Origin of the sequence: Arcicella rosea (genome assembly GCF_014204325.1) — a bacterium.
Taxonomy (GTDB): Bacteria; Bacteroidota; Bacteroidia; order Cytophagales; family Spirosomataceae; genus Arcicella; species Arcicella rosea_A.
Genome location: NZ_JACHKT010000022.1, coordinates 26,491 through 47,528, shown reverse-complemented (window position 1 = coordinate 47,528; position 21,038 = coordinate 26,491). Strand labels below are relative to the sequence as shown.

General features: G+C 35.6%; 14 protein-coding genes. 10 read left to right on the top strand and 4 right to left on the bottom strand.

Translation table 11 applies throughout. From position 1 onward, the window contains the following. Window positions 1–31 precede the first annotated feature (31 nt). The 7 genes from HNP25_RS14570 to HNP25_RS14540 all read left to right on the top strand — a co-directional run bounded on the left by HNP25_RS14570 (window position 32) and on the right by HNP25_RS14540 (window position 11,419). On the top strand, window positions 32–3,244 hold the full coding sequence (locus HNP25_RS14570; RefSeq protein ID WP_184135254.1) for a SusC/RagA family TonB-linked outer membrane protein: 3,213 nt from the start codon (window positions 32–34) through the stop codon (window positions 3,242–3,244). A 69-nt stretch (window positions 3,245–3,313) separates the two neighbouring features. Further along, the gene (locus HNP25_RS14565) at window positions 3,314–5,122 is read left to right on the top strand and encodes a RagB/SusD family nutrient uptake outer membrane protein (protein ID WP_221432477.1); all 1,809 of its coding nucleotides are present in this window, start codon (window positions 3,314–3,316) and stop codon (window positions 5,120–5,122) included. Between the two features lie 663 nt (window positions 5,123–5,785). Then, complete coding sequence (gene tnpA, locus HNP25_RS14560) at window positions 5,786–6,238, top strand: IS200/IS605 family transposase (RefSeq protein WP_184135250.1); 453 nt, start codon at window positions 5,786–5,788, stop codon at window positions 6,236–6,238. A 320-nt stretch (window positions 6,239–6,558) separates the two neighbouring features. Then, entirely contained in the window at window positions 6,559–9,777 is a 3,219-nt protein-coding gene (locus HNP25_RS14555) for a type ISP restriction/modification enzyme (RefSeq protein WP_184135248.1), read from the top strand. A gap of 19 nt (window positions 9,778–9,796) precedes the next feature. Next, window positions 9,797–10,420 carry a hypothetical protein gene (locus HNP25_RS14550; RefSeq protein ID WP_184135247.1) on the top strand — a complete coding sequence of 208 codons (624 nt, stop codon included), beginning with the start codon at window positions 9,797–9,799 and terminating at the stop codon, window positions 10,418–10,420. Window positions 10,421–10,844: 424 nt separating this feature from the next. After that, window positions 10,845–11,009, top strand: a complete 165-nt coding sequence (locus HNP25_RS14545) for a hypothetical protein (protein ID WP_184135245.1) — start codon at window positions 10,845–10,847, stop codon at window positions 11,007–11,009. Further along, window positions 11,006–11,419: a type II toxin-antitoxin system VapC family toxin gene (locus HNP25_RS14540; protein ID WP_184135244.1), complete on the top strand. Its 414-nt coding sequence runs from the start codon at window positions 11,006–11,008 to the stop codon at window positions 11,417–11,419. The genes HNP25_RS14545 and HNP25_RS14540 overlap by 4 nt, the downstream gene beginning before the upstream one ends. Before the next feature lie 15 nt (window positions 11,420–11,434). On the opposite strand, the gene HNP25_RS14535 is transcribed toward HNP25_RS14540, so the two are convergent. Further along, the gene (locus HNP25_RS14535; RefSeq protein WP_184135242.1) at window positions 11,435–12,076 is read right to left on the bottom strand and encodes a DoxX family protein; all 642 of its coding nucleotides are present in this window, start codon (window positions 12,074–12,076) and stop codon (window positions 11,435–11,437) included. 185 nt (window positions 12,077–12,261) lie between these two features. Between HNP25_RS14535 and HNP25_RS14530 the strand changes: the two genes are divergently transcribed. Further along, window positions 12,262–14,673, top strand: a complete 2,412-nt coding sequence (locus tag HNP25_RS14530) for a TonB-dependent receptor (protein WP_184135241.1) — start codon at window positions 12,262–12,264, stop codon at window positions 14,671–14,673. Window positions 14,674–14,832: 159 nt separating this feature from the next. Here HNP25_RS14530 and polA read toward each other — a convergent pair whose 3' ends face one another. After that, window positions 14,833–17,688 (bottom strand): DNA polymerase I, encoded by a 2,856-nt coding sequence (gene polA / locus HNP25_RS14525; protein WP_184135239.1) that lies wholly within the window; start codon window positions 17,686–17,688, stop codon window positions 14,833–14,835. Window positions 17,689–17,811: 123 nt separating this feature from the next. On the opposite strand from polA, the gene HNP25_RS14520 reads away from it, so the two are divergent. Both HNP25_RS14520 and HNP25_RS14515 read left to right on the top strand, forming a co-directional pair. Next, entirely contained in the window at window positions 17,812–18,867 is a 1,056-nt protein-coding gene (locus HNP25_RS14520; protein WP_184135238.1) for an AAA family ATPase, read from the top strand. Next, a complete protein-coding gene (locus tag HNP25_RS14515) occupies window positions 18,864–19,472 on the top strand; it encodes a hypothetical protein (protein WP_184135236.1) in 609 nt (202 codons plus the stop codon). The genes HNP25_RS14520 and HNP25_RS14515 overlap by 4 nt, the downstream gene beginning before the upstream one ends. A gap of 51 nt (window positions 19,473–19,523) precedes the next feature. On the opposite strand, the gene HNP25_RS14510 is transcribed toward HNP25_RS14515, so the two are convergent. Further along, a complete protein-coding gene (locus HNP25_RS14510) occupies window positions 19,524–19,691 on the bottom strand; it encodes a hypothetical protein (RefSeq protein ID WP_184135319.1) in 168 nt (55 codons plus the stop codon). A gap of 18 nt (window positions 19,692–19,709) precedes the next feature. Continuing rightward, window positions 19,710–20,960 carry a peptidase T gene (gene pepT / locus HNP25_RS14505; protein WP_184135234.1) on the bottom strand — a complete coding sequence of 417 codons (1,251 nt, stop codon included), beginning with the start codon at window positions 20,958–20,960 and terminating at the stop codon, window positions 19,710–19,712. Window positions 20,961–21,038: the final 78 nt, after the last annotated feature.

Here is a 21,038-nt window from a genome sequence, read left to right as displayed (position 1 = left end):
TGAGCTACATAATAATTTAACGATGATTCAAATGAAGTATTTCATACAAAATATACAAGCATTCCCCAAAACGACAGTTGCTTTAGCGTCTTTTTGTGGAATCATGATGTGCGGCTCTGCTGTACAGGCACAGGAAACTAAAATTCAGGAAGTAGTAAAAATTCTTCCGAGATATAATACCGAAATTTCAGGTGTAGTCATTAGTGCTTCTACTGGAAAACCTGTAACGGGTGCTAGGGTTTATTTCAAAAACATGACTTCTGCCATTACTGCTGAAGACGGAACTTTTAAACTAAGTGTACCTAGTCCAAAAGTTTCCATTTCTGTAGAATGTCCGGGCTATGAAAGTACTGAAATAGCAGTTGCTAAACGCAGTAAAATCACGATTACGATTCAAGATCAATCAGGACTTGAAAAATCTTTTGGATTACCTTCTGGTACTTCAACAGGGAAACGTGTTGTGGGTGCTGCTAGTGCTTTGGCAATTCCTGACGCTTGGGCAAGAATTACGGATTCTCCCGATAGTTATTTACAAGGAAGAGTAGCAGGCTTAAACGCTACTCGTTATTCAGGTACTACAAATGCAGGAAGCTTCACTACTTTACGTGGTTTAAATTCTATCCAAGGAACAAACCGTCCTTTGTATGTGATTGATAACGTTATTTATGATGCTGGTATTTATGGTAGTTCATTGAATAACAACTACTTCGATAATCCATTGTCTTATATTGATGTAAGAGACATCAGTAATATTACAGTACTGAAAGACGCTTCGGCATCGGCAATTTATGGTACAAAAGCTGCTAATGGAGTTATCATGATTACGACTTCAAGAGCAAAAGAATTAGGAACAAAAATTGACTTCGCTATGTATGGTGGAGTGAACGCTGCTCCTGAAAATTTGCCTGTAATGAATGCCAATAGTTATAGAAGTTATTTAACAGATATTCTTTCTTCGGCTGGTTATTCAAATGCACAAATGGAAAGTTTGCCTTACATGAATGACAACAAGTCGAACCCTGATTATTATACTTATCATAACGATACCGACTGGCAGAAAAAAGTAATGGCAAGTAAACCGCTTACTAACATGTATTTACGTGTAACGGGTGGTGATAACATTGCAAAATATGCCCTTTCGGTAAACTATTTAAGTAATAAAAATGGTGTTGCTGGTTCAACTTTAGAGAAATACAGTACTCGTTTCAATGCTGATATGAACTTAAGCCGTAAACTTACAGCCGCAGCTAAATTGAGTTTCTCATACAATGAAGCTGAAACCAAAGATTTCGGATTTGCCTCTAAAACAAATCCTCTTTACTTAGCCTTAATCAAAGCACCAATCTTAACAGATTATAGTGTTTCAAGCCAAGGGATTTTTTCTCCTTTCTTGGCTGATGAAGATATATTCTCGGTGGGGAACCCTGCTGTGGCTGCTACGAGTACTTTGGGTGGAAATAAAGCTTATCGTTTCTTTGGGGTGATTGATTTCCAATATGCCATCTCAAATGCTTTCAAACTAGGAACGAACATTGCAGTTACTTTCGATAAAGTCAAAGAAAACCGCTTTATTCCTAACTATGGTTTAGTAAGTGATACCCTTAAAAATGTATTGGCATTAAACCAGTTGAGTTCACAAACAAAACGTTTGTTTAATGTATCTAACGAAACGTATTTAGCTTTCAATAAAACATTCAAAAACGTTCATGAGCTTTCTGGTCGTGTGGGTTTACGTTTTATTAGCTCTAAAATAGAGCAAGACAAAGTATTGGCTTATAACTCAGCAACCGACCAATTAATCAGTGTAAACAATGGTTCTGTTTTATACAACAATATCCAAGGTGGTATCGGTACTTATAACTGGTTGAATACTTATTTCAACTTAAATTATACTTATGCTGATAAGTACTTCTTGGCTTTCACAATGGCAATGGACGCTTCTTCTCGTTTTGGGAAAGATGTTTCTACGAGCGATGCTGTCAGCATTGGCGGTACTCCTTTTGCAGTAATGCCTGCGGTATCGGCAGCTTGGTTACTTTCTTCGGAACAATTCTTAGCAGATGGACCTTTCGATTTATTAAAACTTCGTGTTTCTACAGGTCGTGTTGGAAATGATGACATCGGTAATTATGCTTCAAAACAATATTATGTTGGTCAAAACTTATTAGGTCTTCAAGGAATTGTGCGTGGAAACATTGCTAATCCAAACTTGAAATGGGAGAATATCTCTAAGTTCAATGCAGGTTTAGACATGAGCGTTCTTCACGAACGTTTGGGTTTAAGTCTTGATGTATTCAGCAACAAAACTACAGACATGATTATCGCTGAGAAATTACCAACAGTAGCAGGTGTAGGTTATGTCATGACAAACAATTCGGCCATGAGTACTTCGGGTGTTGAAGCAAGTTTGAACATCAAATTATTAAACAAATCTGATTTGAAATGGGATTTGGGTGTAACCATCGCTAAATCAACAACTAAATTAGATAAGTTACCAAACGCCAATGCAGATATTATTTCTAACTATGGTCAGGCTTCTTTCTTGAGCCGTGTGGGCGAAAGTCCAAATGTATTCTTCGGTAATACTTCAAAAGGTGTTTATGCTTCGAATGCTGAGGCAAATGCTGAAGGTTTGTCTTCGATATTACCAGATGGTTCTTTGAAGCCGTTCCAAGGTGGTGATGTTAGATTTGAAGATTTGAATGGCGATAAAGTAATCGACGACCAAGACAGAAAGATTATCGGTAATCCAAATCCAGATTTCTACGGAGGTATTACCAACCGTATTATCTACAAAAACTGGACTTTAGATGCTCTTTGTAGCTTTGTTTCTGGCAATGAAGTATATAATTATACTCGTAAAAGTATCGAATCTGGTGCAAACTTCAATAATCAATCGGCAGCGATGGTTGCTCGTTGGAGAGGCGAAGGACAAATCACGGATATTCCAAGAGCTACTTATGGCGACCCCGTTCAAAATGCACGTTTCTCGAACAGATGGATTGAAGATGGTTCATATTTCAGATTAAAATCAGTTTCAGTGTCGTATAATTTCTCAATCGACAAAAGTGTTTTGAAATATTTAACAGTATATGCTGCGGCAAACAACGTGTTGACTTTCACAAAATACCTTGGTTATGATCCAGAATTTAGTTCAACAAATGCAGTAGTAGGACAAGGCGTTGACAATACTTTAGAGCCTATCCAAAAATCATTTCACTTAGGGCTTAGAATTGGTTTATAATATCAAGCTAAAATCCCTCGGTCAACTGACATAATTAATCGTTAAAATTATCGAAATAAGATGAAATCAATGTTTAGAAAAATAATCTTCAATCTAGCTGTACTTTCTTGTGTATGGGTTGGTAGTTCTTGTAAAGAAGTGTTCGACCTCGACCCTGAAGAAGCACTCACTAGCCAACAAATGTATCGTGATATTTTCGATGCAGATGCTGCCATCATTGGCTTATATGGTAAGTTTTCGACCCTTGCCAAACAGTATGTTGTATTAAATGAACTCCGTGCAGATTTGCTAGATGTTACTGATAATGCCGACGTAGCCTTGCGTGAAATCAATAACCATAATGTTACAGAAAGTAATGCTTATGCGAACCCTCGCCCGTATTATGAATTAATTCTTAACTGTAACGACATCTTGAAGAATTTCAAGATAATGGTTGAAACCAACAAAATCAAAAGAGCAGAATACAACCAACGTTATGCCGATGTAATTGCTTTAAGAAGTTGGATTTATTTACAATTAGCAATTCACTACAACAGTGTTCCATACATCACAGAATCAATTGAAAAAATTGGTGATGTATCAGCCATTGCAAGTAAACCTGCTATTCCTTTAAAGGAAATGATTAAGCAACTTATTACGGATATGGAAACGATTCCAAGTGTATATCTTGACCCTTATACTTTGGATAATACCTTCGTTTCAAACAACGTGGATGGCTACTCGCCTACTACTTTCTTCATTAATAAAACTATTTTATTGGGAGATTTGTACTTGTGGGACAATCAATTTACCAAAGCGGCTACGATGTATAAATACATTATGACAACATCCGACCGCCTTGGTTTTGAAGCAACTGATATTAACGTTTGGTATCATTTATACAAAATTACTCGTGGACAAGTCAGCACAAGTATGGGGCAAATCGCAGTAAGTTATGATGCCAACATCAATGATGAAAACAGATTGCTTGATAACAACAACACTGGTTGGCGTTCAATCTTCGCCCGTGACCGCTCGAATACTATTTACAATGGCGTATCGAATACTTCCAACATTTCTCGTGACCCAGAATGGCTTTGGTTATTACCTTTCGACAATAAGTTTTTACCTGAAAATCCTTTCGTAGAATTGTTCTCGAATGTAGGCGGTAAATATTTATTACAGCCTTCGCAACAAGTACAAGATATGTGGAATTCGCAAACACAAACGAACAACTTCAATTTTGATGCTCGTGGAAAGATGTCTTACAAAACAGTTAATGGCAAACCAGTAGTGTATAAATACCTTTATAACTACTTGAATCCGAACTTGACGGGTTCTGTAATTTCGTTAGTAGGGAAAAGTTTGCAAGAAAAAAATGGACGTTGGTTCTTGAACAGAGCAGCCAATGTACACTTGAAATTTGCTGAAGCTGCCAACCGTGAAGGACGTAGAAAGTTAGCTTTTGCTTTATTAAACAGCGGAGTTGCAACAGTATATAACGGTACTGCCACGGATAAAACTAATTTGATGAATACTTTTGATGTTCCTCCATTCGACTTTGATGCTAGAAACGGCGATGCACCAGTACGTTATCGTTCATCTTGGCACTTAGCGACGGGAATCAGAGGAAGAGCCATGTTGAAAAATACTACCGTAGTTGGCGACAGTACTATTGCTATTGAAAACTCAATCATTGAAGAAGGTGCTTTAGAATTAGCTTTTGAAGGACACCGTTGGGGCGATTTAGTAAGAGTGGCACTTCGTAGAGAAGACCCAACTTTCTTGGCAGACAAAGTATATGACAAATTAAGAAAAGCCAATAACCCCAATGCAGCAGCCGTAAGAAGCAAACTGATGAACAAAGACAACTGGTTTTTACCATTCAAATTGCAATAATCGTATCACTCTTTTTATTACAAACACATCCGTTCTCTTTGGGCGGATGTGTTTTTTTTTGAAATCCATCAAGCTATCAAAAAGATAGGACAACCTATCTCAGAGACAGGACAACATATCAAAAAGATGAAAAATCCTATCTCAGAGACAGGACAAGCTATCAAAAACAAGGAGAAATCCATCTCAGAAACAGGATAAGCTATCAAAAAGATAGGAAATCCCATCTCGGAGATAGGACAAGCTATCAAAATGATGGAACAAGCTATCTCGAAGATAGGACGACTTATCAAAAAGATGGAAAATCCTATCTCGGAGATATGATTCGTTTGGTTTTTTTCTCAAAAATGAATAGTAAACCAAATAATATTCTGAATTAGATTAACACAGTTTAATGAACACTCCCAACAGTCCCTTAGATAAATCAAAAAAGCCCTGAAAGGGCATAATCTATCAACAATGGGTAACGATTTATCAACAATGAGCATCACCCATTGAAAACACATCATGTGAACCATCATATTCACATGAACGTCGTCTATACCCCGTGACCACAAACCACAGGGCGTTGCCCTGTGCTATGGGATTCCGCCCTTTCAGGGCTTGGAAAATTGAGGTAAAGAGCATATTTTTGATTGGTAGTTTTAACCTTAAACGAATTAATAGATGGGACAATCACTTGTAAAAAATTATGTACATATTGTATTTAGTACCAAATATCGTCAGCCACTCATACACCCACCCTACGAAAGCGAACTGCATAGTTACTTGGGTGGTATCTGTAAAAAATTAGAATGTCAGCCAATAATTGTTGGGGGATATACTGATCATATTCATATACTTTGTATGCTATCAAAAAAAATAGCTCTAATGAAACTGGTAGAAGAACTTAAATCACACGCTTCAAAATGGATGAAAACCAAAGATGAATCGTTAAAAAATTTCTATTGGCAAAATGGTTATGGGGCGTTTTCGGTTAATCCAAGTGAAATCGACATAGTTATACGATACATCCAAAATCAACATGAACATCATAGCAAAAAGACGTTTCAAGACGAATACAGAGCATTTCTAAAAAAGTATAAGGTTGAATTTGATGAACGATATGTTTGGGAATAGCTAGTTGCTTATGAGTTTAAAAAAATCGTTTAGCCCTGAAAGGGCATAATCTACCAACAACGAGCATCGACCATTGAAAGATAAATCAAAAAGCCCAGAAAGGGCAGAATCTACCAACAATGGGTATCACCCATTGAAGCAGCAGAAGAAGTAATAAACCCCAAAGCCCTGAAAGGGCATAATCTATCAACAATGGGCATAGCCCATTGAAAAATACCCTAAGCGGATACCCCATCCAACCATTACATCCAAAATCTTCTTTTCATTTTTATAATTTTTTAGCGAAATTGCAAGTCAGCATTTTATCTCAAAATCCACCAATGACTATACAGCAATACATCGAAAATATTCATAGAAAATTCAAAGTAGGAAACACCACCGAACATACTTTCCGAGGAAATTTAGAAAACCTTATTGTAAGCCTTATGCCTACTGTAATGGCTACCAATGAGCCTACTCGACAACAATGTGGCTCGCCCGACTATATTCTTACCAATAACAAAGGCATTACACTCGGCTATATCGAAGCAAAAGATATTGGCGATAAGGACTTAGACGGACAAAAACTGTCGGGAAACAAAGAACAATTCGACCGTTATAAATCACTTAATAATATTATTTTTACCGATTATCTGGCTTTTCACCTTTATCGTGATGGACAATTTGTAAAGAAAATTGCCATCGGGAAAGTACAGAATAATACAATTGAAGCACTCCCAGAAAACTTTGATGAGTTTACCGATTTAATAAAATCCTTCTGTACCAATATTGGGCAGTCTATCAAGAGTTCTAAAAAACTCTCTGAAATGATGGCTGGTAAAGCTCGATTACTCTCAAATATCATCGAAAGGGCTTTAACTTCTGATGAAACGCATAATGAAAACGGAACGCCGTCCGATAGTACTTTAAAAGACCAAATGAAGGCTTTTAAGGATATTTTGATTCACGATATTACGCCCGAAGGCTTTGCAGATATTTATGCCCAAACCATTACTTATGGTTTGTTTGCCGCTCGTTTGCACGACCCCACTTTGCCTACTTTTAGCCGACAAGAAGCCGCAGAGTTAATCCCCAAAACAAATCCTTTTCTCCGTAAATTATTTGGATACATTGCTGGCCCCGACCTCGACGACCGTATTCTTTGGATTGTGGATGATTTGGTAGAAATTTTCTTGGCTTGTAATGTTGCCGAACTCTTGAAAGACTATGGCAAAACTACGGGCATGGAAGACCCTATCATTCACTTTTACGAAAATTTCTTGAGTGAATACGACCCAGCACTCCGCAAAGCTCGTGGGGTTTGGTACACGCCTAAACCTGTGGTGAATTTTATCGTGAGAGCCGTAGATGAAATCCTGAAAACGGAATTTAATTTACCACAAGGATTGGCTGATACTTCTAAAACAAGCATAAAAGTACAGACCCAAACCTTTGATAATAAAACCAAAAAGTATAAAGAGATTGAACAGGAAGTACATAAAGTACAGATTCTCGACCCTGCTACGGGTACTGGTACTTTTTTGGCAGAAGTAGTAAAACACATCCACAAAAAGTTTAAAGGACAAACGGGACTTTGGAGTAAATATGTGAGCGAACACCTAATTCCTCGCTTGAATGGCTTTGAATTATTGATGGCTTCTTATGCGATGGCTCATTTACAGTTGGATTTACTCCTGACTGAAACAGGCTATAAAAGCCCCCTAACCCCCAGAGGTGGAATTAGTACTGAGCGTTTGAGGATATTCCTCACCAATAGTTTAGAAGAACATCATCCCGATACAGGTACACTTTTTGCCAATTGGCTCAGTTCAGAAGCCAACGAAGCCAACCATATCAAACGTGATACGCCTGTGATGTGTGTCATTGGCAATCCACCTTATGCAGTAAGTAGTACCAATAAAAATGAATGGATTCTAAATCTTATTGCAGACTATAAAAAAGAATTGAATGAAAGAAAAATAAATTTAGATGATGATTATATTAAGTTTATCCGTTTTGGGCAACATTTTATTGACAAAAACGGAGAAGGTATTTTGGCTTATATTTCTAACAATAGCTTTATTGATGGGATTACTCATCGCCAAATGAGAAAGCATTTATTAGAAAGTTTTGATACTGTTTATATCCTTGATTTACACGGAAACGCTAAGAAAAAAGAAGTGGCTTTAGACGGTTCTGCCGACCAAAATGTATTTGACATTATGCAGGGCGTAAGTATCAATATTTTTGTAAAAACAGGGAAGAAAAAAGAAAAAGAATTAGGTAAAGTATTTTATCATGAATTAAGAGGAAAAAGAGACTATAAATATCAGTTTTTACATCAAAGTTCATTTAAAACAATAGAATGGACGAATTTAGAATATACCTTACCAAATTTATTTTTTGTCCCCAAGAATTTTGATGAATTTGAAGGCTACAACAAGGGAGTAATTCTTTCAGAATTATTTAATATTTATTCTGTTGGTATTGAAACTCAAAGAGATTCCGTAACTATACAATTTGATAAATCAAAGATTAAAGAAATTGTTATGGATTTCAAAAATATTCAAAGTGATGATATTAGAAGGAAATACAAAATAGATAAAGATGGAAGAGACTGGCAAATTGAAACAGCCAAAACAGATACTAAATTAGGAGGCAATTATTGTAAAATATTTTATAGACCTTTTGATTTAAGAGATACATATTTTACAGGAAAGTCTAAAGGTTTTATGGCATATCCAAGGGGAGAAGTTATGAATAACTTATTTGAAAAAAATAATATTTCCCTAATTGTTTGTAAACAACAGAGTACATTTGATTTCCAACATATATTTGTTACTAAAAATATTTCTGATGGAAATTCAATTTCTATCCAGACAAAAGAGAGAGCTAATGTTTTCCCACTTTACTTATATCCAGACCAAACAGGTCAATTAAATTTTGGAGCAAATACAGCCAGAACACCAAATCTGAATCCAACAATTATTCAACAAATGGTGGATGGTTTAGGAATAGCATTTGAAGCAGAAAAAACTCATCACTCCTCATTCAACACTCAAAACTCCTTTGCTCCTATTGATGTCTTAGATTATATTTATGCCGTATTGCATAGCCCCAACTATCGAGAGAAGTATAAAGAATTTTTGAAAATAGACTTCCCGAGAGTACCCTATCCAAGAGATTTACCAACATTCCAAAAATTAGTAAATCTGGGTGGACAAATCCGTCAAATACATTTATTAGAAAGCTCCGTCGTAGAAGAATATATTACAGAATATCCGATAGCAGGTGATGATAAAGTAGGTAAAATAGTCGCCAAAGCCACAGAAGAGCATTTTGTAAGAGTATATATCAACGAAAGTCAGTATTTTGATAAAGTACCAAAAATTGCTTGGGAGTTTTATATTGGTGGCTACCAACCAGCCCAAAAGTGGCTCAAAGACCGTAAAGACAGAACACTAAATTTTGAAGACATTTTACATTACCAAAAAATCATCGTAGCACTCAACGAAACCGACCGACTGATGAAAGAAATTGATTTGGTAGGCGTAGAATAAAACAATCATACATTAAACCATGAAAAATAATATGACATTAGGAATCGCACTGATTATCATTGGGCTTGCGTCCATCATCATTGGCGTTGTAGTACTTAACAAAAAAGAAAATACACCCGTAGCAGCTCAACCAGAAAAAATAAATGTTGAACCCCTTGAAAAAGAAAGCCCCAAAGCACCCACCGACAAAGAAAAAGGTGATGACTTTGAGAAATTTGTTGTGCAGAAATTTTCAAAAAAATACTTTAAAGTAACCGATTGGACGAGCGATAAATTCGTCAATGGAGTATATCCAGAAAGTAATTCAAACCCAGACTTCACCATGCGATTTCAGTGGAAAGATGTCGATAAAAGTTTTGGCGTAGAATGTAAATACAGAAGCGAATACTATAAAAATGGCGTAGAATGCTGCACAGAACGTCAATTAGAGAATTATAAAAAATACGAAAGCGATAAAAACCAAAAGGTATTTATCATCATTGGCGTAGGCGGAGTAGCCTCTGACCCTGCCGAACTTTTCATTATTCCCTTAAACAAAATAGCCAGTACATTTTTAGGAAAAGACTTTTTGAGCAGATATAAAAAAGAGAATTTCAAAGAGGCAAATTTGTTTTATGACTACGAAAAAGAGACACTAAAATAGTTTTTTGAGTTGATACAATGAATCCGCTAAGAGCAAACCAATGGCTGAGATAGAACAAGCTATCAAAAACAAAGGAAAACCTATCTCAGAGACAAGACAACCCATCTAAAAGACAGGAAAACCTATCTCGAAAACAAGACGACTTATCAAAAAGAAGGGAACACCTATCTCAGAGATAGGACAAGCTATCTCGGAGATAGGTCAACTTATCAAAAAGATGGAAAATCCTATCTCGGAGATAGGATTCCTTTGGTTTTTTATTCAATTGTGAATTTAAAACAAAATAATATTCTGAATTTGAATAGATAGATTTTCAGAAAGCTATCAAAAGGTTTTATGATACTTCTTAAATAAAATCAAAGACATTATAGCAACACTAAATCCATTTTATTTTGTAATTTTATTGAATATAAATTTCAAGAAAATGAAAGCTACAAAACCACAAACAGAGCAAAAGACTCATAAAGTACCAAAGAAGAAAAAAAGCTTATGGGAACTTGCTAATGAATCAACTGTTCCAGAAGGATGGAGCGGTTTAATCAATATTTTAGCTCCTTATGAACTACCGAAAAAAGACAAAAAAAAATGAATTACCTGCTGGATACAAACATATTTATTATTTTGATGCTGAGTCAGAATGAAAAACTAAGTAAGAAACAGCAATCAATTTTGAAGGATTCAAATAATACGTTTTTTTTATCAGAAGCGTCCTTATATGAAATTGCTATAAAGGTAAGGTTAGATAAAGCTAACTTTTCAGCAATAAATATGAATGTAATTAATGAACAAAGGAAAAATTTAAAAATAAAGCTTATACCTTCAAAAGAAGAGTTTTATTATAATATACCAAATGTTCCCAAAGTTTATATTTCAAAATCAAAACCACATGGTGACCCTTTTGATTTACTGATTATTTCACAAGCATTACTTGAAAATATCCCCATACTTTCTACAGATGATTTTTTCCCCAGCTATGAAGGCTTAAATGTTATTTCATAAACAGAAGAAAGTATTTTAAGAAGTTTTATGATACTTCCTAAACAAAAGCAAAGAGAGTATAGCCGTTACAACGATTAAAATCAATACGCCTACAACAGAGCTTGCACTCTTAAAAATGCCTCCTCCAAAACTACAAATAAGTGATTCTGTAAAGAAAATGACTCCTGTGTAAATCCACCAAGTATTGTAGGTTGGTAACTCCTCTATCGTTACTTCCATTTTGAAATTATCAGGAAAGAAAAGACTTTTCCATTTGGGAAAATCCCATAGCAACAAGCCCAAAGAAGCAACAAATAATAGAAAAGTGATATAAACTGTCCCTTGAAATTGTAAGGAAAAAGTAATCAGAAAGATATTGGTAATAATACCCAAGAAAATAAGATTTCCGATGGTAGCAAAGCGTTGCGTCATCAGCAAAAATGCCGCCATTACTTGCATCAAGCCCAAAAACTGCCAATAAATACCTGTTTGATAAAGGGCTTCAAAGAAAAATCCGATAGGATTTGAGGTAGGAATAGAGGTAAAACGATTGCCCATTAATTTCGTTAAACCAGAAGGTACAAAGGCGAAGCCAATTAAATACCTCATCCAAATTACAAAAAACGAAAGGTATTGATTACGTCGTACAGTAAGGTAAAGATTGAATAGTTTGTCCATAGTTTTCAAGAATAGTCTAATTGATTTTTCAAAAGTAATAGAAATACGACAGCCTTGATAGCGATTTGTTATGTGCGGTTGACAAAATTAAATCCACAGCTTATTGAGAAAATATATTTTGTACATCGTGCATCCATTCGCCTATATTTTGCATCATAACATCATACATAAAACATCAAACAAATATGAAATTTATTATTACCATTCTCTTAACCGTTACAATTTTTGCTCAAGTACAGGCTCAAAGTAAAATTTCTGGAAAAGTTTTAGACGAAAAACAAAAGCCTGCCGAATTCGCAACCGCTGCTTTATTGAATGCCAAAGACTCCTCTATGGTAAAAGCTGACATTACAAACTTAGAGGGCTTATATACTTTTGAAGCCATAAAATCAGGGAAGTATTTAATTGCTACTTCGATGGTAGGCTACAAAAGAACCTTCTCTAAACCTTTTGAAGTAATATCTGAATCCATACAAATACCAGATATTCAATTAATTGTTGCTTCTACAGCATTAAATGAAGTGACAGTAACTGCCCAAAAACCTTTCTTAGAACAACGTGCCGACAAACTCGTTGTGAATGTAGCAAGTAGCCCAACAGCCGCAGGTGCAACCGCTATGGAAGTGCTAAGAAAAGTGCCTGGATTGATTATCGCTCAAGACCGAATTACTATTGCAGGCAAGGCTTCGGTGATGATCATGATTGATGGTAAACCTTCACAATATACTGATATGAACGAAGTATTGAAGGACTTGCCAAGCACTAATATTGATAAAATTGAGGTTATCAAAAACCCATCGGCTCGTTATGATGCTGCGGGTGGAGCAATTATCAATATTGTAATGAAACGCAATGCCAATTTAGGAACAAATGGCTCAATCGGTTTAAATCTTAGAGGCTCGGTTTTTAACAATACCGAGGTTGGCAGAAGCTCGAATGATATGTTTAATGCTATCTCACCTACATTTTCTATCAACCATCGCAAAGGAAAAGTTAATATTTTTGGAAGTTATAGCTATGCCAATAGAAACCTTTTTGAACTCACAAGGATTGGTAGAATCATTGGTACTCAAAACTTTGATAATACCCAATTTTCTCCGCTGACTGTTCAGGTACATAACACAAGGGCTGGAATGGATTTTTATGCTGATAAGAAAAACACTTTTGGTTTTTTAATTACTGGCTTTGCCCGTGATGGGGAAAATTTGAGTGATGCGAACACCAAAGTTACAGATGTTGAAAGTGGAAACGTGATTAATAGTTTTAGAACCATGAATAGCCAACCCACCAAACGCACGAATATTGGGTATAATATCAACTGGAAACATTCATTCGATACAACAGGTAAAGACCTAAACGTTGATATTGACTATGTTACTTACCGACTAAAAAATCAGAATATTATTACGATTATTGATGGAAATCAACAACGAAACCAAAGCCAAAGTGTTGATAATCCTGTAGTTTTCACAACCTTTAAACTGGATTATACTCATCCTTTTTCAAGTAAAACGAAATTGGAAGTAGGTGGAAAAAGTAGTTTTGCCACCATTGATAATGATTTGAATTTCTACCGTGAAACAGTATTGGATACAAAACGAAGTAATGTTTTTAATTATAAAGAGAACATTAATGCCCTCTACGGTACATTCAACACAAGTTTTGGTAATAATTGGGAATTACAAACGGGCTTACGAGCAGAACAAACGGTGGCTGAGGGATTTAGCAAAATTGAAAATAAAAATGTGTTGGATAGAAATTATTGGCAGTTGTTCCCAAGTGTATTTTTAACCCGTAAAATTGGTAAGAATTTAGGCATTACTACGTCTTTTACTCGAAGAATAGATAGACCGAGTTATCAGCAACAAAACCCTTTTGAATTTCAGTTAGATTCTTTAACTTTTACCAGAGGTAACCCATTATTGAAGCCACAATTAACCAACGAATTGAAATTCCAGATAACATTCGATGGACAACCATTTTTTGCGTTTGGATATAACAAAACAAACGATGTAATTATCGAAAATGCTCCTCAACAAGATAATGTAACAAAAAGAACATTTACAACGGCGGAGAACTTAGCTACTTATAAAAATTATTTTGTGGAATTAAATTTCCCTATCAATATTGGAAAAAGAATCTCTGGATTTGGTGGTAACCAGTTGATTTATAATCTATATGATGCTAATTATTTAGGTGGAAATTTCAATCAAGGAAGAGTAAATTGGTTGGCATATATCAATGTAAATGCAAAAATCACAAAAACATTGAGTGCAGAAATCAATGGATTTTATATGACTAAATCTCAACAAGAATTCCTTACTTTAAACCCACTGGGAAGTCTATCCATAGGTTTACAACAAAAAGTTTTGAGTGGAAAAGGTAGAATATCACTCTCAGTAAATGATATTTTATATACTGAAAAGAACACAGGAACAATTAAATACCAAGATATAGACCTCCGTTATTTTCACAGAGAATCATCAAGAAACGTACGTTTAGGATTCACCTATTCATTTGGAAATGACATCTTGAAAGCAAGTCGTAATCGTAAAACTGGTTCAGAAACAGAGGCTAATAGGGTGAAGACCAATTGATAGTAGTTGGGAAAATCTTCACTCCCAAATCCGCTAATAAAAACTTGTAGTATAGTTGAATAGTTTTGTCAAATTTAAAAATTTGACAAAACTATATTCCTCACTCCGCATTCAAAACTCATCATTCCAAACTCCGCATTCCAAACTCATCACTCAAAATCAATGTGCTTCTAACCAATTTAAACCAACGCCCATGCCTGTTTCCATTTTTACGGGGAAAGGAATGGCATTTACCATTAGTTCGTTTACTTTGGTTTTCATCAATGCTAATTCTGATTTATGTACATCAAAAACTAATTCGTCATGCACGGTAAGAATGATACGAGATTGTAGTTTTTCTTGCTTGATAAAATCATTTACTTTAATCATCGCCACCTTAATCATATCGGCAGCCGAACCTTGAATCGGGGCGTTTACAGCGTTACGTTCGGCAAAACCACGTTCTACCATATTGTTTGAATTGATGTCACGCAAGTAACGTCTTCTTCCCAAAATAGTTTCTACATAACCTTTGTCACGAGCTTCAATTACAGCCGTATCCATATAGCGTTTAATCGCTGGAAATTCTCGCCAATAACTGTCAATAATTTCTTTTGCTTCCGTTCTTGAAATAGCAATTTGCTGTGCCAAACCAAAAGCCGAAACACCATAAATAATACCAAAATTGACCGTTTTAGCTTTTCTACGCATATCAGAAGTCACTTCATCCAAACTGACATTGAATACTTTTGCGGCAGTAGTAGCGTGAATATCTCTTCCTTGATTAAAGGCTTCAATCATAGATTCGTCTTTGGCAACAGCCGCCATGATACGCAATTCTATTTGCGAATAATCGGCTGAAAGAATCAAGAAATCATCATTTTTAGGAATAAAAGCCTTTCTAATTTCTCGTCCACGAGCAGTACGAATCGGAATATTTTGTAAGTTAGGATTGGTACTCGACAAACGACCAGTAGCCGTAACTGCCTGATTGAAAGAAGTATGCACTCTACCCGTTCTTGGCGAAATCATCAAAGGCAAAGCATCTACATAAGTTGATTTAAGTTTTTGTAATTCTCTAAAATCCAGAATTTTACGAGCAATTTCATGTTCAGATTCTAATTTAGACAATACTTCTTCTCCCGTCATATATTGCCCCGTCTTTGTCTTTTTAGCTTTAGGGTCAAGTTTCAATTTATCGAATAAAATTTCTCCCAATTGCTTTGGCGAACCAATGTTAAATTCTTGTCCAGCCAATTCAAACACTTTGGTTTGTACTTCCAACATATCTTTTTCCAAAGTTTTCGACATATCTTTCAAGAAATCAATATCCAGCCTTACGCCTTCCATTTCAATATCAGAAAGTACTTGTGTCAAAGGCATTTCTACTTCTTCCAACAATTTCACCGCACTTGGATTTTGGGCTAAAATTGGATGTAATTTACCTTTCAATTGTAAAGTAATGTCGGCATCTTCGGCGGCGTACTCTTTGATTTTTTCAAATTCCACATCACGCATATTGCCTTGCTTCGCTCCTTTTTTACCGATTAATTCATCAATCGACACAGGAGTATAATGCAAGAAATCCTCCGCCAAAATATCCATTCCATGACGTTTTTCTGGCTCAATGATATAATGTGCCAACATCGTATCATACGTTTTGCCTTTTACTTCTACGCCATATTGGGCAAGTACCATTAAATCATACTTGATATTTTGAGCGATTTTCTCAATTTTTTCATTGGCAAAAATCGGCTTAAATTCATCCACAATCGCTTGTGTTTCTTCACGGTTGGCAGGAGTTGGCACATAATAAGCTTCGCCAGCACGGTACGCAAAAGATAAACCAACCAAATCGGCTTCTACGGCATCAACGTTGGTCGTTTCCGTATCGAAACAAATTTCATCTTGCAAACTCAAGAAATGAATCAAAGACTGACGCAATTCTGGCGTATCAATCAAATGATATTGGTGAACGGTAGTATCAATCGTAGCTTTTGGATTACTTTCAGAAGGCGTATCTGTTTCATCAAAAAGCTCTAATTTCTTTTCTTCTACAATACTTCCGAACAAATCAAACTGACCCGAAGACGCTTTTGCTTTGCCAGCCGCAGTCGCTTTTTTAGCTTCAGGAGTGGCAGTAGGCTGTTCTACAACGGCTTCTTCTCCTAATAATCTTCTACGTAAAGTTCTAAATTCTAATTCATCCAAAAGCGGAGAAAGTAATTCTTTATTTACTTCACAAACTTTTAAATCTTCCTCATCGAAAGTAACAGGCACTTCACAGTGAATTGTTGCTAATTCTTTCGACAATAAACCTTGTTGAGCAAAATTTCTGACATTTTCTTGCTGCTTGCCTTTTAGTTTATCAACGTTGGCAATCAGATTTTCTAAAGAACCATACTCTTGAATTAGTTTTTGGGCAGTCTTCTCGCCTATCCCCGGAATTCCTGGAATATTATCAGAAGCATCACCCATCAAGCCCAAAGTATCAATTACTTGCGACACATCTTGGATTCCCCAACGCTCACAGATTTCTTTCACACCCAAAATCTCAACGCCTTTGCCCATAAAAGCAGGCTTGTACATAAAAATTCGTTCCTCCACGAGCTGACCATAATCTTTATCGGGAGTCATCATAAAAATTTCCATGTCATCATGTTCACGAGCAGCACGTTTGGCGATAGTACCAATAACGTCATCCGCCTCGTAACCCTCCATGATTAACATCGGAATATTCATCGCAGTACAAAGACGCTTGATATATGGAATGGCAATCGTAATATCTTCTGGTTGAGCTTGACGCTGAGCTTTATAAGCCTCAAACTGAATATGTCTAAACGTGGGAGTTGGCGTATCAAAAGCCACGCCAAGATGCGTAGGTTTTTCTTTAGTAAGCACCTCCAACAAAGTATTCGTAAAGCCAAATACCGCACTGGTATTCAAACCCTTAGAAGTAATACGAGGAGTTTTCTGGAAAGCAAAGTGTGCTCGATAAATCAATGCCATTGCATCGAGAAGAAATAGTTTTTTCATCTAATTGTAACGAAGAGTATATGCCTAAAAAGACAAGATTTCCTCAAAAATACCAAAATCTATTGGTTCTGTTTCACGAAGATTGAAAAGATGGTTAATATTGTGTAAATAAATGAAAAGAAGATGTTACGAAAAGTAAGAATACAGAACTTCAAGAGCCTTAAAGATGTAACGCTCGAACTCCAAAAAGTAAACCTCCTGATTGGTCCAAACAATTCAGGGAAGAGTAATTTTTTGAAGGGGTTGGAATCTATGAACTATGATTTTGAATCCATGAATAATCAAGTTCGTTCAAGATTAGAGTTCAAAAGTAAAAGTATAATTTATATTCATATTATTGCCGACAAGTCTGACTATCTCGGTGTTAACATTAATACTCCATATATTAATTTTTATAATACATCCCAAAAGACACCTGACAAAGACATTTGGTTGTCAGAAAAAATGGATACACAATTTACTGGCTCATCCAGCTATTCAAAAACACATATTCCTAATCTAAAGGACTTAAAATTTACATCTATTATTTACAAACCAGACCCGAACACTTTCACAAAACCAGCATCTTTAGATACTGCTGATTCGTTATTACCAGATTGTTCAAATTTAGTTCCTTTCCTATTTAACCTAGGTCAAAATCATAAAAAACTATTTAAAACCTTAGAAGATAATTTGGGTAAATGTGTTGGAGATTTAGTTTCAATCGGTACACCAGCAGAAGGGAATAAGTTAAGGTTAAAGTTTTTTGACAAAGATGATAATGATTACTGGGCAGACGAAGTATCAGAAGGCGTTTTATACTTTCTCGCCCTTCTTTGTATTATCCATCAACCCAATCCCCCAAAATTATTATTACTGGAAGAACCAGAAAAAGGGATTCATCCACGAAGAATTCGAGAAGTAATTGATTTTATTTTTCAATTAGTGGAAGAAAAGGATATTCAAGTAATTATGACTACTCATAGCGAAAGAGTATTGGATGAATTTGAAGATATTCCTGAATCTGTAATTGTTTTTGATAAAGATGAAGAAGGAGCTACTCAAGTAAAAAATCTACTAAAAGATATTATAGAACCTTCAAATATTAAAATGGAATCGCTGGGTTTGCCCAGAATAAAATTCACTGAGTCTTTAGGTTCACACTGGGTAACTGGATTTATTGGAGGCGTACCAAAATGAATATAACTATACTGAAATATGGCTATTTTGGTGAGGACGAAGCTCATCGAATTTTCTTGCACAACTATCTTGAGCAATTATTAATCTATTCAGGAAATTCAGAAAAAATGCTTTTTGAATTCGACGAAGTTTTCACCTACAAATATCGTGGAAGAAATAAAACAGAAGTTGATAACATTTTTCCACAAGCAGTACAAGAAGGCTTTGTGGATTATCAACAAGACTTTTTTGTCGTTTGTAGAGATTTAGATACTTTCACATCGAATGAATTTAAAGATAAAATCACCACAATGAAAAGCCAATTACAGCATGATTTTATCAATAAAACAATGTTAATGATACCTGTACAATGTATTGAACATTGGCTTTGGTATTTAAAGATTAACCTTGAAAATCCCTTATCCACTAAAAATGAAGATTTAGAGTCAAAGCCTAATAAAGAGGCAAAACTTGCAGTGTATGGAAATATCAAAGCGTCCAATAAAGTTTCTATCCCAATTGTTAAAGATTTGACAAATACTTTTGACATAGCTTATCTTGAAAGTCGTTCGGAAAGCTTTAGAAATTTCCACAACCAAGTAAAATCATTCATAGATAATCTGTAACACAAACAACGGCTATTCTCATCACAGAAAATAGCCGTTTTTTACATCGCCTCAATACTCGTCTTTCAACATCTTTACAAAATCATCTTCATAAGCTTTTAGGGCTTTTAATAATGCTTGTAATTCGTTGTAATCCGACGAGCCTTTTTTGGCATTGTAAAGTTTGTCTGCTCGTTCCGAGGCTTTTTCGTATTCAGCTTCGTTTTTAATCTTAATCATTTGATTTATCGGTAATTATTATTGCGTTTTTTCTTCCCAAATTTCGCACAAATGTATAATCGTTTCGGTAGCTTTTTCCATGTCTTGTACAGAAACCCATTCGTGTTTTCCATGAAATGCGTGTTCACCTGCAAAGATATTCGGACAGGGCAAACCCATAAATGACAGCCTCGAACCATCTGTTCCTCCTCTGATACTCATTTGTTTAGCCTTTATACCGCTTCTTTCGATTGCCTCAAAAGCATAAGCAGTTACTTGTGGCGTTTTATCCAATACTTCTTTCATATTGCGGTACTGCTCAAACACTTCAAAAATAGCAATAGAATTTGGATAATTTATCAATATTTTATCCATTATTTCTTTCAAAACAGCTTCGTGTTCGTGTAATTTTTCTACCGAAAAATCACGAACAATAAATTCGACCGTTGCATTTTCTACCATTCCCGAAATTCCGACTGGATGAATAAACCCTTCTTTGCCTTCGGTTGTTTCTGGCGAAAGTGTTTCTTTCGGAAGATTTGCCACAATTTCTGCTGCAATTTTCAAAGCACTTTCCATTTTACCTTTTGCAAAACCGGGGTGCTGACTTACTCCTTGAATCGAAATTTTTACGCCATCTGCCGAAAAAGTTTCATCTTCTAATGAACCCAAAGTTTCACCATCAATCGTATAACCAAAATCTGCTCCTAATTTTTCTAAATCTACCGCTACTGTTCCTCTGCCTATTTCTTCATCAGGCGTGAAGAGTATTTTTACTGTTCCGTGATTTATTTCGGGATTATTGACTAAATGATAGGCCGCATCAATAATTTCAGCAACACCAGCTTTATTATCGGCACCCAACAAAGTAGTACCACTTGCCGTTATAATATCGTTACCTAATTGATGTGCTAAATCAGGATGGTCGGCAAGTCGAATAATTTGTGAATTATCATCAGGTAAAACAATATCTTTTCCTTGATAATTTTGATGAATAATTGGTTTAACGCCTTCGCCCGAACAGTCGGGAGAAGTATCAACGTGCGAGCAGAAGCAAATGACAGGAACAGGCTTTTCGGTATTACTCGGAATGGTCGCATATACATAACCGAATTCGTCTAAGTGGGCATCTTGAATTCCCATTTCGATAAGTTCTTGAACTAAAAGCTTACTTAAATCCTTCTGCTTTAAGGTTGATGGTTGTGAAGTGGAATTTGAATCTGACTGTGTATCGATTTGAACATATTTCAAGAAGCGTTCTGTCGAAGTGTTTTTATAGTTCTTTAGCATTTATTACAATGATTAAATCTTGTTTAATAAAACAGGTAATTTATTCACAAAGGTAACAAAGGTTTAAAATTTCGTGAT